The 16,762-nt window shown below is 34.5% G+C and carries 18 protein-coding genes; 13 read left to right on the top strand and 5 right to left on the bottom strand.

The genetic code is table 11. The annotated features are described in order from the left end of the window. Positions 1–225 precede the first annotated feature (225 nt). The 6 genes from P178_RS0120200 to P178_RS23075 all read left to right on the top strand — a co-directional run bounded on the left by P178_RS0120200 (position 226) and on the right by P178_RS23075 (position 5,664). Positions 226–969: a hypothetical protein gene (locus P178_RS0120200; protein ID WP_027067942.1), complete on the top strand. Its 744-nt coding sequence runs from the start codon at positions 226–228 to the stop codon at positions 967–969. Next, positions 959–1,732, top strand: a complete 774-nt coding sequence (locus P178_RS0120195) for a hypothetical protein (protein WP_027067941.1) — start codon at positions 959–961, stop codon at positions 1,730–1,732. Before P178_RS0120200 ends, P178_RS0120195 begins: the two co-directional genes overlap by 11 nt. A 51-nt stretch (positions 1,733–1,783) precedes the next feature. Beyond that, the gene (locus P178_RS0120190) at positions 1,784–2,290 is read left to right on the top strand and encodes a DUF6702 family protein (RefSeq protein WP_027067940.1); all 507 of its coding nucleotides are present in this window, start codon (positions 1,784–1,786) and stop codon (positions 2,288–2,290) included. A 57-nt stretch (positions 2,291–2,347) separates the two neighbouring features. After that, entirely contained in the window at positions 2,348–4,660 is a 2,313-nt protein-coding gene (locus P178_RS0120185; RefSeq protein WP_027067939.1) for a M1 family metallopeptidase, read from the top strand. Between the two features lie 92 nt (positions 4,661–4,752). Then, a complete protein-coding gene (locus tag P178_RS0120180) occupies positions 4,753–5,082 on the top strand; it encodes a twin-arginine translocase TatA/TatE family subunit (protein WP_231500576.1) in 330 nt (109 codons plus the stop codon). Between the two features lie 6 nt (positions 5,083–5,088). Then, complete coding sequence (locus tag P178_RS23075; RefSeq protein ID WP_081819480.1) at positions 5,089–5,664, top strand: phosphatase PAP2 family protein; 576 nt, start codon at positions 5,089–5,091, stop codon at positions 5,662–5,664. Here the strand turns inward: P178_RS23075 and P178_RS0120175 are convergent. Next, the gene (locus P178_RS0120175; RefSeq protein WP_027067937.1) at positions 5,627–6,268 is read right to left on the bottom strand and encodes an O-methyltransferase; all 642 of its coding nucleotides are present in this window, start codon (positions 6,266–6,268) and stop codon (positions 5,627–5,629) included. The genes P178_RS23075 and P178_RS0120175 overlap by 38 nt on opposite strands. 63 nt (positions 6,269–6,331) lie before the next feature. Between P178_RS0120175 and P178_RS0120170 the strand changes: the two genes are divergently transcribed. The 3 genes from P178_RS0120170 (at position 6,332) to P178_RS0120160 (ending at position 9,319) form a co-directional block, all read left to right on the top strand. Then, entirely contained in the window at positions 6,332–6,802 is a 471-nt protein-coding gene (locus tag P178_RS0120170; RefSeq protein WP_027067936.1) for a GNAT family N-acetyltransferase, read from the top strand. A gap of 65 nt (positions 6,803–6,867) precedes the next feature. Next, complete coding sequence (kynU, locus tag P178_RS0120165) at positions 6,868–8,136, top strand: kynureninase (RefSeq protein WP_027067935.1); 1,269 nt, start codon at positions 6,868–6,870, stop codon at positions 8,134–8,136. Positions 8,137–8,170: 34 nt separating this feature from the next. Continuing rightward, positions 8,171–9,319 carry an MFS transporter gene (locus P178_RS0120160; protein WP_027067934.1) on the top strand — a complete coding sequence of 383 codons (1,149 nt, stop codon included), beginning with the start codon at positions 8,171–8,173 and terminating at the stop codon, positions 9,317–9,319. 17 nt (positions 9,320–9,336) lie between these two features. Here P178_RS0120160 and P178_RS0120155 read toward each other — a convergent pair whose 3' ends face one another. Continuing rightward, positions 9,337–10,506, bottom strand: a complete 1,170-nt coding sequence (locus tag P178_RS0120155; protein ID WP_027067933.1) for a hypothetical protein — start codon at positions 10,504–10,506, stop codon at positions 9,337–9,339. Positions 10,507–10,550: 44 nt separating this feature from the next. Further along, positions 10,551–11,231, bottom strand: coding sequence for a hypothetical protein (locus P178_RS0120150; RefSeq protein ID WP_027067932.1), 681 nt, complete (start codon positions 11,229–11,231; stop codon positions 10,551–10,553). Between the two features lie 78 nt (positions 11,232–11,309). On the opposite strand from P178_RS0120150, the gene P178_RS0120145 reads away from it, so the two are divergent. The 4 genes from P178_RS0120145 (at position 11,310) to P178_RS0120130 (ending at position 13,653) form a co-directional block, all read left to right on the top strand. After that, positions 11,310–11,936, top strand: coding sequence for an RNA polymerase sigma factor (locus tag P178_RS0120145; protein WP_027067931.1), 627 nt, complete (start codon positions 11,310–11,312; stop codon positions 11,934–11,936). Continuing rightward, positions 11,937–12,128 carry a hypothetical protein gene (locus tag P178_RS0120140; RefSeq protein WP_027067930.1) on the top strand — a complete coding sequence of 64 codons (192 nt, stop codon included), beginning with the start codon at positions 11,937–11,939 and terminating at the stop codon, positions 12,126–12,128. A gap of 24 nt (positions 12,129–12,152) precedes the next feature. Continuing rightward, the gene (locus tag P178_RS0120135) at positions 12,153–12,986 is read left to right on the top strand and encodes a mechanosensitive ion channel family protein (protein WP_027067929.1); all 834 of its coding nucleotides are present in this window, start codon (positions 12,153–12,155) and stop codon (positions 12,984–12,986) included. A 118-nt stretch (positions 12,987–13,104) separates the two neighbouring features. Further along, positions 13,105–13,653, top strand: coding sequence for a ClpP family protease (locus P178_RS0120130; RefSeq protein WP_027067928.1), 549 nt, complete (start codon positions 13,105–13,107; stop codon positions 13,651–13,653). Positions 13,654–13,729: 76 nt separating this feature from the next. On the opposite strand, the gene P178_RS0120125 is transcribed toward P178_RS0120130, so the two are convergent. Together P178_RS0120125 and P178_RS0120120 are read right to left on the bottom strand one after the other, a co-directional pair. Further along, positions 13,730–15,676, bottom strand: coding sequence for an OmpA family protein (locus P178_RS0120125; RefSeq protein ID WP_051638376.1), 1,947 nt, complete (start codon positions 15,674–15,676; stop codon positions 13,730–13,732). A gap of 18 nt (positions 15,677–15,694) precedes the next feature. Continuing rightward, positions 15,695–16,597 carry a type IX secretion system membrane protein PorP/SprF gene (locus P178_RS0120120; protein WP_027067926.1) on the bottom strand — a complete coding sequence of 301 codons (903 nt, stop codon included), beginning with the start codon at positions 16,595–16,597 and terminating at the stop codon, positions 15,695–15,697. Positions 16,598–16,762: the final 165 nt, after the last annotated feature.

Here is a 16,762-nt window from a genome sequence, read left to right as displayed (position 1 = left end):
ATAAGTTGAAATAGTATGGTAATGGGTTAAAGAACATCAATCTTCGTTCAATGGGTTTAAAATTGGCGTCTAAATTAACCAAACGGTAGATGCATATTTTACTGTAGTCATTGAAGAAATTAACAAAAGTTTATTGGCGGGTTTTTTTTTATAAAGATTACAAATCTTTTCTTTATCTTTTGAATATCCTGTGAACAGGGAATTTTCAGAATAAATACACACTAAATGACCAAAAAATTACTTTTTTTACTAGTATTATTTACAGCAGTATCAGGCTTTTCACAAGATGATACAAGACAACCTTTAAGCGGGTCGGTAATTTACATGAATATTGGCGTGCCCAATGAGAATGTAATTAATTCAACTTCTGAGCGAGCTACCATAACTAATGATCAAGGGCTATTTAGAATTAATGTAAAAGTTGGTGATGAACTTGTTTTTACAGCAGTAAACTATAATATTAAAGTGGTGACGATTACCGAAGAAATACTAGCTAATAATCGCCTAGTAGTAGAAGTAAACGAAAAGGTGACCGAGCTAGACGAGGTGGTAATTACCCCAGAACAACAAGAGCGTTTTTTAGCAATGAAGAACGAAGAATTTAAACAGCACGAATATGAAATTGATCGTAGTACTGAGGTAGAGAACATTGCCATGTCACAAACAGACAGGGGAATGCAAGACGGATTAAATTTCGTCAATATTTTTAGGGCTATTTTTAAATCTCAAGATGAAACTGTCGAAGAGGGACCAAAATTAAAGGTAAGTGAAGTGTTACGTCAAGTTTATGACGATTCCTTTTTTGTGGTAGATCTACAAATACCTCAAGATAAAATAAATGAGTTTCTATACTATTGTGATGCCAGAATGCCTGCACAAACGTTGCTTAGAAAAGAGAACGAATTTCAGTTGATAGACGCGTTGGTTAATCATAGTAAAACTTTTCTTAAAGAATTAAATGAGGAGTAGACTCCTTATATTTTTTCTCTTTTCCAGCGTCTATGTATTCGCACAGTTAGGTGAACCTAAAAGGTTAGAGGGTAAGGTGTATAGTGATGACGGAGACGTTGCCGCTACCCATGTTCTTAACCTAACATCTCAAAGAGCAACCATTACAGATGAGAATGGTTTTTTTACCATACCTGTACAGATGCTAGATACCTTAGAGTTTTCTGCCATACAATACAAGAAGAAGATTGTAGTGGTCAGTACGGCAATTATAGATAGCAAATTTATATCTGTTGGTTTAGAAGATGCTTTAACAGAATTAGATGAAGTTACCGTAACACCCTATAGTCTTAGTGGTAATCTTTTAGCCGATCTTTCTACCTTAGATTTAGAACCAATTGTTACCGCATCTACTTTAGGTCTGCCCAATGCATATGTAAAAATACCAACGAAAGCAGAGCGGGAGCTTAGTGCAGCAACAGCAAGCCCAGTCATGAGTTTTGACCCCTTAATAAATGCAATTACAGGGCGTACCAAAATGCTTAAAAAACGGGTAGAGCGAAATAAACTCTACGATAGAACAGAGCGTGTAAGAGAATTTTACGAGGATAGTGTTTATCTAAAACAGCTATTGATTCCCATAGATAAAATAGACGATTTTCTATATTATTGCGAAGTTGACCCTAGGTTTCAACAAGTTGTAGATACCCATAGCGAATTGGAAATATGGGAATACCTCCGCCAAAAAAGCTTACTGTATAGAGAGAATAATTCTTTAGATTAAGGGCATTATCTTTGGCATATGGTTTGCAAAGACATTATAAAACAATACAAAATGAAGATTGTAAGATCCGTGTTCTTATTAATGATACTGCCACTATTTGCATTTGCTGGAGCGCATAAATTTTACATTAGTGTTACCAATGTAGATTATTCGCAGAAAGATGAAGCTGTGCAGATTATTACGCGAGTATTTATAGATGATATGAATACGGTACTTAAAGAACGCTACGAATTTCCTGCTAAATTAGGCTCTGATCAAGAATCTGATTTGGATAAAGAATATTTAGAAAAGTATTTGAGAACCAAGTTTTTGGTAGAGATTAATGGTGAAACGGTAAAGTATGATTTTATAGGGAGCAAATATGACTCAGATATGGTTCTATGTTACCTAGAAGTTCCTAATATTCCGCTTAAAGACCTAAAGCAAATCGCTATAGAAAATGAAGTGCTGACAGATATATATGATGATCAGCAAAACGTGGTTCATATGAATATAAATGGGAAGAAAAAGAGCCATGTTCTAGTAAAATCGCGTCCTAAAGGAATGTTAAATTTGTAACATATATTAAGATATCCCTATAAAAACTTTAATTTTCGCACACTAAATAACTAAGTAATGATAAGAGTAAAGTACGCATTTGCGTCTATTTTATTCCTTTTTGCCGCTGTAACTTTTGCACAAGAGCCGGTAACTAAAGAAAAGGAACCTGGGCATGAAAACCAGAGTAAGTTTAAACAATTATACGAAGAATTTGCAACCCCCAATACCTACAGGTCTGCATCTGGAGCACCGGGTCCTGATTATTATCAGCAGCAGGCAGATTATGTAATGGACATTCGTTTAGATGATAAGAATGCCAAAATATTTGGAGAAGAAACAATTACTTACACCAATAATTCACCAGATGACCTAGAGTATCTTTGGGTGCAATTAGATCAGAATATTAGAACCAAAGATTCTAAGGCAGCTTTAAAAAACGGAAGCGGAATTTCTCTAGGTGATCAACCATCGGCTTTTGTAAATAACTATATGACCGAGCCTTTTGATGGCGGTTTTAATATAGATTATGTTAAAGATGCTTCAGGTAAAGCTTTGCCTTATACTGTTAACTTTACAATGATGCGTGTAGATTTAGCTACACCACTAAAAAGCGGAGATAAATTTTCTTTTGATATCAAATGGAACTACAACATTCCTGATCATACCGTAAACAGAGCTAGATCTGGTTATGAATTTTTTGAGGAAGATGGAAACAGAGCTTATGTAATTGCTCAATTCTTTCCAAGAATGGCAGTTTATAATGATGTAGAAGGATGGCAGAACCACCAATTTTGGGGCAATGGAGAATTTGCACTTCCATTTGGTGATTATGAAGTGAACATTACTGTACCTGCAGATCATATTTTAGATGGTACAGGAGTACTTCAAAATAGAAAAGAAGTATATACAAAAGAAATGATGAGTCGTTATGAGCAGGCTAAAAAGTCTTATGACAAACCTGTTATCATTGTAACACAAGCTGAAGCTGAAGCAGCTGAAAAAGGATTTTCCGATAAGACAAAAACATGGAAGCTAAAGGCAGAAAATGTTCGCGATTTCGGATTTGCTACATCAAGAAAGTTCATTTGGGACATGCAAGCGGTTAAGTTAGGAAACAGAGATGTTATGGCTGTTTCTATGTACCCTAAAGAAGGTAACCCATTATGGGAAGAATATTCTACAAAAGCAGTAGCGCACACATTAAAGTCATACTCATCTCATACATTCGATTACCCTTATCCAAAGGCAATATCTGTACATGCTAAAAATCAGGGTATGGAATATCCTATGATTTGTTGGAACTACGGTAGACCAAATAAAGATGGTAGCTATTCTGATAGAACTAAATATGGAATGATCAGTGTAATTATTCACGAAGTAGGTCACAACTTTTTTCCAATGATCGTAAACTCAGATGAGCGTCAATGGGGATGGATGGATGAAGGTTTAGATACTTTTATGCAGTATATGGCAGAGCAAGAATTTGGTGAAGCATACCCAACTGCAATAGCACCAAATGATAAGTACCCGTCTAGAAGAGGTGATCCTGCGAAGATCGTACCTTACATGAGCGGAGATCAAAGTACTATTTCACCAATTATGTCCAATCCAGAAAATGTATTTCAGTTAGGACCAAATGCATACGGAAAACCAGCAACGGCATTGAATATTTTGAGAGAAACCGTTATGGGACGTGAGTTGTTTGATCATGCTTTTAAAACATATTCTCACCGTTGGAAGTTTAAACACCCAACACCAGAAGATTTCTTTAGAACTATGGAAGATGCTTCTGCCGTAGATTTAGATTGGTACTGGAGAGGTTGGTTCTATACCACTGACTATGTAGATTTGGCTGTAAAGGATATTAAAAAATACTATGTAAGCGATAAGCCCAACAAAAAAATGCAAGCTTATTTGGCAGAACGTGGTATACCAGAATCTAATTTAAGACCAATGGTTTATTTAGAGGAATATGATGATGCTGGTATAGTAGCTTCTGAACTAAAGGATAACTTACCATCAGAATCTTCTAAAACTTTAAAAGAATTTATGATGGATAACATGACTGCGGCAGAAAGAGCGGCGGTTAAAGAACCAAAGTATTTTTACGAAGTAACGTTTAATAGCCCAGGTGGTTTACCAATGCCGTTGATCGTAGAGTATACATATGCAGATGGTTCGGTTAAAAATGTAACCTATCCTCCAGAAATTTGGAGAAAGAACAGTAAAGAAGTAAGTATGGTTATTTCTTCTACTACTGAGCTAACGGGAGTTAATATTGATCCTAAAATGGAAACGGCAGATATTGATACCACAAACAATAGCTGGCCAAAGAAAGAGCAAGAGAGCGATTTCGATAAAATGAAAGAAGGAATTAAAGGAGATTAATTAACAAAATAATTATTAAAAAAAGCCTCGTAGTTATACGAGGCTTTTTTAATTTCGATACTAAACTTGTTTATATTTGTAGTATGATTGCTATGTATTCATTATTTATTAGTGGCGCAGAAATTTTCTTCATTATGTTTATCGTAGTGATGGTATTTGGTGCCGACAAAATTCCTGATATTGCCAAGGGATTGGGTAAAGGTATGCGTCAACTAAAAGATGCTACCGAAGATATTAAACAAGAAATTCAAAAGAGTGCCGATAAGCAGGGCATTGATACTAGTTTCGTTACCGATATAAAAAAAGATATCGATGATATGAAAAAGGACATTAGTTCTGGCTTAGGTAATGACGTTAAAAAGCAAATTAGCGACGTTAGTAAGAACATCAATGATGTAACCGGCAGTATCAAGAGAAAGTAATCTTCTATGTTAGATAAGATTTTACAATGGGATCGAGATGCCTTTGTCTATCTTAACAGTCTTGGTATAGAGCAATATGATACCTTTTGGTCAACGGTAACCAAATTTCCACCTTGGATTCCCTTATTTGCCCTTATCATAATTCTATTCTTTATTAAGTTTCCGAAACGAGAAGCAATAGCGATGATTTTGACCCTATTGGTCATGGTTTTATTTGTGGGTACAGTAACAGATTTGACTAAAAATGTGGTTGCCAGGCTAAGACCAAATAATGATGAGGAAATAAATACTTTAATTCGTATTCTAAGAAGTCCGTCAGGGTTCAGCTTTTTCTCAGGTCACGCCTCTTCTTCCTTTTCGGTAATAACTTTAACGGTACTTTTTTTAAGGCGAAAATTTAAATGGGTGTACTTATTTTATATCTGGCCATTATTATTTGCAATGAGTAGAGTGTATGTGGGTGTACATTTTCCTATCGATTTAATTGTAGGTGCGTTGGTAGGTATAGTATCGGCTTGGCTATTTTATAGACTGTACGGGGTGCTTATTTCACCCTACTTAAAGTCAGTCCATCGCGTATAGGCAACAAAACTGTTTCTAATAGAGGGTGTTCACTTAGTTTTTTATTGTAGTCTAAAAGTACCTTTGTAGTAACATCTTTAGGGTCTAAGGGTTCTACCACTTTACCAGACCACAGCACATTATCGGAAAGTATTACGGAACCCGATTTTGTTTTGGGTAAAACAACTTCTAAAAAATTATCGTACTGCTTTTTCTCTGCATCTATAAAAATAAGATCAAAAGTAATATCAAGCTTTGGTATAATATCTAAGGCGTTACCTACATGCTGTATAATTTGTGTACCATAATCGCTACGGTCAAAAAAGGTACGTTGTATTTGGGCTAGTTCTGCATTTACATCAATTGTATGTAATTGTCCGTTTTTCTGTAAACCCTCCGCGAGGCATAAGGCAGAATACCCCGTGTAGGTACCGATTTCAAGAATATTGGTAGGGTTCATCAATTTAGAAAGCAAGCTCAAAACACGACCCTGAAAATGCCCGGTAAGCATACGTGGCTGTATTACTTTTAAATGAGTTTCGCGCGTAAGCTCCTGTAATAATTTAGGTTCTTCTTGTGAGTGGTCTGCTAAATAGCTTTCTAAAAGTGGCGATAGAAAATGCATGCGTTTCTTTTTGCAAAAATAGGGTTTTAAGCCTTAATTTAATGGACTCAAAATAGGGAAGAGATGAAAACTGAAATAACGATTAGGGAAGCAGTAGATAGCGATTTGCCCGTCTTATTGAAATATGAGCAAGGCATGGTCAAGGCAGAACGCCCTTTTGACCCTACCATTAAAGATGCTGATGTTACCTATTATGATTTAGGTGCACTAATGGAAAACCCTAAGGCCATTCTATTGGTTGCCTGTGATGCAGATAAAATAGTAGCTACGGGTTATGCCCTTGAAAAACCTGCCAGACATTATTTAGATCATGAGACTTTTGCCTATTTAGGTTTTATGTATACAGATCCCGATTATAGGGGTATGGGTATAAATGGAAAAATTGTTAGTGGTTTAAAAGATTGGTGTACTGCGTCTAGATTAACGGAAATACGATTACATGTGTACAGCGAAAACGAACCCGCAATTAGAGCCTATGAGAAAGTAGGGTTTAAAAGGCATATGATAGAAATGCGTTTAAGAATAGAATCTTAAATGTCAATTATTGTTTAGAGCTTATTAAATTATAGGCTTATGATTACTTTTATATAAAATTAGTTATGGAATTTAAAAATACGTTAGAGTTTGCACAGTCTTTAGATGCAAAGGACAACTTAAAAACATATAGAGATGAGTTTATTTTTCCTAAAATCAACGGGAAAGAAGTCATCTATTTTACGGGGAATTCTCTGGGATTACAGCCAAAAAGAACCAAGTCATTTGTAGACGAGGTTATGAAAGACTGGGGAGAACTAGCCGTTGAGGGTCATTTTTATGCTGAAAAACCATGGTGGGATTATCATGAGCGTTTGGCAGAACCTTTAGCAAAAGTGGTAGGTGCATTACCAGAAGAGGTTTCAGTGATGAATACCTTGACCGTGAATCTTCATTTATTGATGGTTTCCTTTTACAACCCAACAAAGAAGAGATTTAAGATTCTGTGTGAAGAAAAGGCTTTTCCCAGCGATCAGTATATGTTTCAAAGTCAGGTTCGCTTTCATGGGTTAGACCCAGAAGAAACCATTGTTGAGATTAAGAAACGTGATGGGAAACATCATTGGAGAACAGAAGATATACTTGCAAAAATAGAAGAGTTAGGTGATGAACTAGCGCTTGTATTAATTGGCGGTGTAAATTATTATAACGGTCAGGTAATGGATATGGAAGCTATAACCAAAGCGGGAAAAGCTGTTGGTGCCAACGTTGGATGGGATTTGGCACATGCTGTAGGTAATGTAGAATTGAAATTACATGATTGGGATGCAGATTTTGCCTCATGGTGTAGTTATAAGTACATGAACAGTGGTCCAGGAAATGCATCTGGTATTTACGTGAATAAAAAACACTTGAACAAAAAGGATATTCAACGATTTGAAGGTTGGTGGGGAACTAAAAAAGAAACTAGATTTCTTATGAAGCCAGAGTTTGAACCTATGGAGAATGCAGATGCATGGCAAATAAGTAATGTTCCAATACTTTCTGTAGCACCTTATTTAGCATCGCTTACTATGTTTGAAGAAGTAGGTATGGCCAAGTTGATAGCAAAGCGAAATCAGATAGTCGCTTATTTAGAATATATTTTGCATGAAATAGATAAAGAGGTAGATAGTTCTTTTGAGATTATCACTCCCGAAGATAGAGGTTGTCAGCTATCTGTGTTTTTACACGGGCAAGGGAAATCTCTTTTTAATTATTTAATGGAAAATGGCGTAATAACCGATTGGCGCGAACCTAATGTAATTAGATTGGCACCAGCTCCGTTCTATTCTACTTATGAGGATATGTACCGTTTTGGGCAAATTTTAAAAGCTGGAGTTCTCGCAAATTAAATACTTTAATTTGCTAACCAACAATCATATGTAGATGAGGTCATTACGTTTAATATTGGGTAATGCTAGGTATTTTGGTCCCTCTTGGGTATTTGCCAGTATTAATATACTTTTCGGCACGTGGGCAATATATATACCAACGGTTAAAGATGCTTTAAACATCAGTAAATCCGAATTAGGAATTGCTATTTTCTTTTTGGCCTTAGGGGTGTTTACAATTTTTCCGTTTGCTTCAGCAATAATAAATAAGTTTGGTGTTGGAAAAACTACTTTTTACGGAGTATTGTTAAGTTGCATAACGGCAATGTTGCCGTTATTGGCACCTAATTATTATATTCTCATGGGAGCTTTATTTCTATTTGGGGCAACTAATGGTGTTACAGATATTTCTATGAATACCTTGGTGACCGAGATAGAGAAAAAGGACAAGGTGAAGTTCATGGCGGCATCACATGGCTTTTTTAGTCTTGGGGGAGTTTTGGCAGGTTTGGGTAGTTTCTTAATCGGTCCGTTATCAAATCCGGTATTACACATGTCTATTGCTGTTTTGTTGGTTTTAGTTGTCAATTTTAGATTTAGAAGCCAGTATTTCTCTGAAATTGCCGAAGAAATTGAAAACGAACCTTTTAGTTTTGGTTTGCTAAAACCATTACTGCTTTTAGGACTTATATCTTTTGTAGCAATGGGTAGTGAGGGTGCCATTGTAGATTGGAGCGGACTTTATTTAAAGGAAATTACTTTGGCCCCAGAAGCCTTATGGGGATTAGGATTTTTAGGATTTCAAGTAACCATGACATTAGGTAGATTTTTAGGAGATGGTATTAGTGACAAAATTGGATCTATTAAAATAGTAGCTATTGGTGCCATTTTAGCTATTGTAGGATATTTTCTAGTTCTTACAGGAAATACCTATTTCAGCATACTAGGTTTTGCGTTAAATGGATTGGGTTTTTCTGTAATGGTGCCCGAAGTATTTAGAATAGGAGGGAACGTAAAGGGAATAGATTCTTCTAAAGGTATTGCGTTCATTGCAGGAGCAGGCTACACCGGTTTTTTATGTGCACCCCCCATACTGGGATTCTTGGCAGAAAATTATAGTCTTACCCGAAGTTTTGTAGTGCTGCTTGCATGCGGATTTCTTATTCTTTTATTTACACTTTTATTGAAGCGAAAAAAAGCTTAGACCTTAGCCGGGTTACATTAGTTTTTAATATTACTTCTAACTTTAAACTCGTTGCTGGGTTCTTGTACTTTTTCAATAAAATCTAACATCTCATCTGTTAGTAATAGTTGGTTTTGAGCATTCCAATAACTTTGGTCGTAAGGGTGATTAATTTTAAATAAGTCCTTAGAAGTACTAACGTTTTTCTTAACATCAAAATCACCTTCGTTATCTGAAGTAGTTAAAATAAAAGATATATCGTAAAATGAGGTAAATGACTTTTCCTCATCTGTCAATTCAACCTTCACATCGTATTTTGCTGAGGCTATATAGTATTTACCTGTGTTAGAGGATTTGGAGAGCGAAATTTCTTTGTCAAATGATACCGTCCTGAATTTTATTTTTTTACCACTTTCTTGAAAAGGCTTATTTTTTAACACAACGGACATTTTAAACTGTTCCATCGCATAGTTTTCTGTATTAATAATATAATGACCCGAAAAATCCTCATTTTCAATTGTTGGTTTAGATTGAAAATTTATATTTATTTTTTTACCATTATCAAAAGTAGATTCGGTTAAATCAAAATTATCTCCAGTAGCATTTACAGGTATTAGGTTCATAAATAAACTATGGAACGATTCAAAAATAAAGTAGACATCATTTTCGTCCTTAACTAGACCAACTTTACGCATATTGGTCAGTTCTACTTTGAAATCTGTTTTATCGGGGTCAATTTCATTTGTATACAAAAGTGTTCTTCTTTCCAGTTTACCCTGTATATCTTGAATACGGGTAATTTCGCCATTATATCTTAGAACACCTCTAAGCAAAAATATCTCTTTATATGGATAAATTGGGTAGTTAGACTTCACCGAATCTCCAACTTTTTGCCACAAGGTTTTTTCATTAGTAACGATTACTTCGTTAAGCTCTAATACACTTTTGTTGAGGAAGATAGTATCTTTGATCTTTTTAAATGTTGTGTAAAGTTTATCATAACCAGCTCTGTAAACAGTAATGGAATCTGAAGATGATGAAAACTGAAAGCGACCATCGGCATTGGTCATGGTGTGGTCTTTGCCATTGTAAATACCAACGAATTCTAAAGGAGAATTGTCTGCATTATCTAAAACAATTGCAGTTTTACTATTTTGAGAATACCCGAATAGAGAAAATAAGAATAGCGCAAATACTGGTAGTTTCATATGTTGGTTGAAGTGGTAATATATACTTCAAAATCTATACCACACTATTTAACTTCAACTCCTGTAAAGTATAATGAGAAATCAGCATCAGGTCTTTTGTGCATCATGCCAATGTTTAAACCTTTCAGTTTTTTATAATCTTCCCAACTAGTAGTCATATTAGGTTCAGATTGATTCTCTTTTCTATATACCCATTCCTTAATAATGTAATCGTCACCAAAATAGTAATCATAGGCATCGCCAGGGGTGTAACCTCCGTCATTATCATATACCGTTGTCAATTTGTGCAAAGTAGTTTTGCTGATAGGCGCTTCAACACCCTCGGTATGTTTATAGGTAAAACTTTTTTGATCCCAAACCAATTGGTAAGGAGCCAGTAACCAAAATTTATCATTTACAAACCCTCCGTCTGTTGCAACCATGGTGCTGTCAACAGATTTTCTGTTATATGAGATAGTATCTTGCCTGGTCATCATTGTAACGTCATTAGACTTTGTATTCCATAACCAAGTGCGTTCAAAATGCTCGGCATCTCTATCTACGTTGAAAGTGAACTTAATACTTTGCACATCATTCCAATTATCAAAGCCATTTGCATTGGCTATTTTTTCAAGAACCGTCAATTCCTTATCTTCGGCAACAGAAATTTTAGGTTCTTTTTTGTCGGTTTTACAACCTGTAAATACACTTGAAATAAGAATAGAAAGAATAATTAATTTTTTCATTTTTAGCAGATTTTCAAGTAAATATATCAATTACAGTATCTTTAACCTACTTTTATTTTTTGTAAACAATATACCAAAGTGACATTTCTTAAAAAGCTATGTTTTATTATTATTGGAAACCAATTCAGTGACAAATCGGTTTCTGATAGTGTACATGAAAAATACACTGATTTAGAATTAATAGAACAGATTGTTTCTAAGAATGATTCTATGCTCTTTGGTGTGCTATATGATAGATATTCTAAACTAGTTTATAATAAGTGCTTGGGGTTCGCAAAATCTAATAAAGAGGCAGAAGATTTAACCCAAGATATATTTCTAATGCTTTTCGTGAAACTGGGGTCCTTCAAAGGAACATCTAAGTTTTCTACTTGGCTTTATTCTTTTACGTATAACTTCTGTGTTAATTATGTAAATAGAAATAAGGAAAGAAAGATCAATGATAATTCAGTAAAATTTGACAATCAAGAAGATGTACCAATAGATGTTACCGATAATTTGCTTTTACAGATGCAGGTGGATAAACTTAAAAAAGCTTTGGAACTTTTAGACCCAGAAGATAAATCTATCTTGTTATTAAAGTATCAAGACGGGGCATCGATTAAAGAGTTAGAAGATATATTAGATTTAAAATCTAGCGCTATAAAAATGAGGCTCAAAAGAGCAAAGGTAAAAGTTACGGAAATTTATAAAACCCTACCTTAAATGTTAGAACAGGACAAAAATCCATTTAAAAACTTACAAGGAGATCTTAAGGATGTTCCTCCAGAACTACGTAAAAAAGTTATGGAAGATGTTGCTACGGCTAAGTTAATTATGGAATTGACAGGTCTGTTTACAGGTAGTTTTGCCGCTATCATAGAAGGGATGTTAAAAACGAAATCGAAAACCGAATAAAATTTAAAGTAGAAAAAGCTAAATATGGAAACAGTTGATAAGTGGAAAGAACTCACCTTTGATTCATTAAGTAATATATTTAAGGATATTGCATCTGCATTACCAGGGATATTTGGAGCGTTTATCGTTATTATATTTGGTTGGATAATCATTAAGGTAACAACCTTTATTTTAAAGAGAATTTTCAAAGCGATAAAATTAGATACCGTTTCTGAAAAAATCAATGAGGCTAAACTTTTTGGAGATGCGGATATCAAGATAGATTTACCCAAAATAATCATCACCTTTATTAAAGTACTTCTTTGGTTAGTATTTATAATCGTTGCTTCTGACATAATGGGTTTAACCATTATATCTACCGAAATTGCAAACCTGTTGCGTTATTTGCCTGTATTGCTTTCTGCAATGGTGATTTTAATGCTAGGTCTATTTTTGGCTAAAACAATCAAGGAAGCAATTATTAAAGTATTTGGTTCAATTGGTCTTGGCGGTGGTAAGCTCTTAGGTAATGTTTTATTTTACCTAATTATCATTTTTGTAAGTATTACAGCATTGAACCAAGCGGGTATAGATACTCAGATAATCACTAATAATTTCACTATTGTATTGGGAGCATTCTTACTAGCTATTGCATTAGCACTAGGTTTAGGGTCTAGAGAGATCGTGGGTGATTTATTAAGAACCTTTTATTCTAGAAAGATTTACGAAGTAGGAGATAAGGTTAAAATTGGAGATTTACAAGGTACGGTAATAGGTATTGATAATATTTCAATGATTTTAAAAACCAAATCTGGTAAAGTAGTGATACCTATAAAAAAGGTTGTAGAGAAAACAGTTACAGTAGAAGAACAATCCTAATACATAAATAACGTTGTTCATTTAATAGAAACAGAATTGACAATAATTCATAGCGTTAATGCCGCATCTGTTTATGAATTAATTCATTAATTTTGTTAGAGATAATTAAACTTAAAATATGAGTGCTAAAAAAGGAAAAATTCAGGAAGCCATAGATGAGAAAATGCTGGAGGAAAGAAAGGTGTTCCTATGGGGTATGGTTGATGACGATTCTGCAAAACATGTAATTGATAGGTTATTATATCTAGATATGCAGAATGATAAAGAAATTCAACTTTACATAAATAGTCCTGGTGGTTATGTTACTTCTGGTTTTGCTATGTATGATACTATAAAATCTTTGAAGAGTCCGGTTTCTACAATTTGTACTGGTTTGGCTGCATCAATGGGTTCTATCTTGTTATCTGTAGGTAAAAAGGGTAGAAGGTTTATACAACCACATGCTCAGGTAATGATTCACCAACCAAGTGGTGGAGCAAGAGGTCAGGCTTCTAACATTGAAATACAGGCTAGGGAAATTATAAAAACTAAAGAATTAAGTGCCCAGATATTAGCAGATAACTGTGGTCAAGATTTTGAAAAAGTTTTAAAAGATTTTGATAGAGATTACTGGATGAATGCAGAAGAATCTATTAAATATGGTATCGTTGACGGTATTATGGAATAGATTACAAATAGCTATAAAATTAAAAAGTCCTTTACAATAAAATGTAAAGGACTTTTTTTATGGTTGATTGATTATTTTACTTAGATGCTAGAACTCCTTTTTTAATTTGTAGAATTGGGAATTCTGTTCTTCTATTCAATTCTAATTCCTCTGGGCTACAATCTTCTTTACTTGTACATTTATTAATAGGTATACGTTTACCAAATCCTTTATAAGAAACAATTCTGTCTCTTGAGATGCCATTTTCAATAAGGTATTCATAAGTAGATTTTGCCCTTCTTTCAGAAAGGTCATCATTGTATGCGTGACTTCCTACCGGATCTGTATGTGCTTCAAGTTTAATAATCATATCTGGGTAGGTATTGTTCATTACTCGAACAACCTTATCTAACTCTCTCGCTGCGTCTGGTCTAATATCACTTTTATTGAAATCGAAATATATTTTATTGAGTCCAGCTAATAATTTTAAGTCAAGAACAGGTTCAAGAACGATATCTTGACGCATTATCTTCTGAGCTTTAGGTGTAGCCGAGGTATTAAAAAATACGTTTTTATGTGGGTGTGTTTTTCTTACAGCCTCAATCATATAGGCAGTTTTTCTATTAACAGGAAATCTATAATACCCATTTTCATCTGTAGTAGTCTGTGCTACTAAAGTATTTGTGACTTGATCGTATAATGTAACTTTAACACTGTCTAGCATTTGGTTGTTTATACCATCTACAACATAGCCTTCAACATCTAACGCAGGAGTGAATTTAAATTTGTAGATATCATCACTACCCATACCACCTTCTCTGTTAGAGCTAACATAACCATCTAGTCCGTTAGGTAGACCATAATAAGCAAAATCGTCACTTGAACTATTTATAGGTGTCCCTAAATTAATGATGTCAATAACTTCACCATCCTCATTAGAAATAGTAGAGAACACATCTAATTGACCAAAACCAACATGCCCATCAGAACTAAAGAACAGTTTTCCTTCTTCGTTTATGAACGGAAACATTTCATTTCCTTCGGTATTTACAATTGGTCCGGCATTAATTGGTTCCTGTACACCACCACGCTCATGAATTTCAGCATAATAAATATCAGTACCACCATAACCGCCAGGGCGATCAGATGTAAAGTACAAGCGTGTTCTGGCTAAATTTACCGACGGATGCCCAGTAGAGTAGTAATCACTATTAATTCTAAGATTACTATTCTCTTCCCATTTATCATCCACCAGTTTAGCAGAATATATTTTTAAGTTTATTTCGTTAGAAGCGCCGTAACCTTCCTTTTTGTCATAGAAGTTATTACGGGTAAAGTACATGATAGTATCGTTCTTATAATCTGTAGAAAATGCTACCGAACTTTCATGAAATTTAGTATTGATATTACCTTTTACACGTTTTGGTTCAGATAATGGGTTATCTTCTTGAACGGCAAAAAGGTCTAACCAAGGTTCATCATTCCAGCCATAACTTTCACCGGTAACTACATCTCTTCTAGAAGAGCCGAAGTACAAGTTTCCCATAAATCTATAAGTACCAAAATCACTATCGGTAGAATTGAAAGCTACGGGTTCAACTTCATATCGTTGTCTACTATTAAATACTACAGATGCAAGGTTGCCATCTTTTAGAAAGCGTTTAACACGAGAATCGTTCTTATTGTATTTTTTATATTTTTTCAACCAAATTTCAGACTCATCTAAATCTCCGTTGGCATATAAAGCCATGGCGTATTTAAAGTAATAATCTGTTGGTAGTGTAGCATTATTAATAACCGCACTAAAATGTGGAATAGATTTTTTATAGTCGCGTATAAGTAAATAACACTCCGCTAATTGCTGGTGAGCATACTCTGCATTGAAATCGGTTTTAACCATTTTTTCATACTCTTCAATAGCTAATGAATATGAGAATTTGCTAAAATAATAATCAGCTTTTTTTTGCGATGCAATCTGTGCTATTGAAAGTTGACCTACTAGAAAGAGTAGCATCAATAGCAGAACGTTTTTATAATTTTTCATCCTATAGATTTTAAATTATTAGAAATATCTAGGAGATTTAACAGGTCCTAACACCTTTTTTGTAAGTTCATATATTAATATAATTTCATGTGTACCACCTGTGTAAGGTCTTACGGCAGAGGTAGGTAAATCATAAGCATAACCAACTCTAAAATCCCTGGAAACCTGATAGTCCATCATTGCTCCAAAGTTAGAAGCGTCGTTCACTCGGTAAGAAGTACCTACCCAAAATTTCTCGTTGAATAAAAAGTTAATCGTAAAGTCATATGTTGCCGGAGCACCATTGGTAAATTTTGTAATAATGGTAGGTTTGAAAATAGTAGTTTCAGATAAGTCAAAAACTAAACCACCAATAGCGTAGTAACTATTACGCTCTATAGCTTCAAATTCTCCATCGTTTAAATCTGTATTTAATATTCTTGGAGAAGAAAGACCTGCATACCATCTATTGGAACCAATGTAAAAACCTGCACCAAAATTTGGGTTTATACTATTGAAATTAGCATTAAAAAACTGATCGTTAGGATCAGGGTTTTCTAAGTTATAACTTGTGAAACCACCCTTTAAACCAAAGCGCATTTTAACTTGTTGGCTAACCGGAACGGTATATGAGAAATCTCCGTAAAAGTAGTTGGTGCTTTCAAAACCTAAACGGTCATTAATATATGAAACGCCTATGCCTACTTTCTCGTTTTTTAAAGGTGAATGTATAGATAGTGTACTGGTTCTAGGATTACCTTCAAGACCTGCCCACTGGTTTCTATGTAGAATAGTCGCGTTCAGCGTTTCTCTACTACCTGCATACGCTGGGTTTACCGAAATAGTGTTGTACATATATTGTGTAAACTGAGGTAACTGCTGTGCACTTACAAAAGCACCTGTAAAAAATAGAATGGCTAAAAGTAGATTAGCTTTTTTCATGGTTGTGTTTGGGTTTAGCTTTTTGGGCTATATGTTAATGTATAAGTAGGTTATCTTATTATTTACAAATTTAATTGCTCTTTTGAAGGATATGAAAAATAACGGCTGACACCCCATATTATTCGTTCTGAAACAGCATTTTCGTTCAATTGATGCATTTTTCGG

Source organism: Maribacter sp. Hel_I_7 (genome assembly GCF_000688315.1).
Taxonomy (GTDB): domain Bacteria; phylum Bacteroidota; class Bacteroidia; order Flavobacteriales; family Flavobacteriaceae; genus Maribacter; species Maribacter stanieri.
This window is presented reverse-complemented; position numbering and strand designations above follow the sequence as displayed.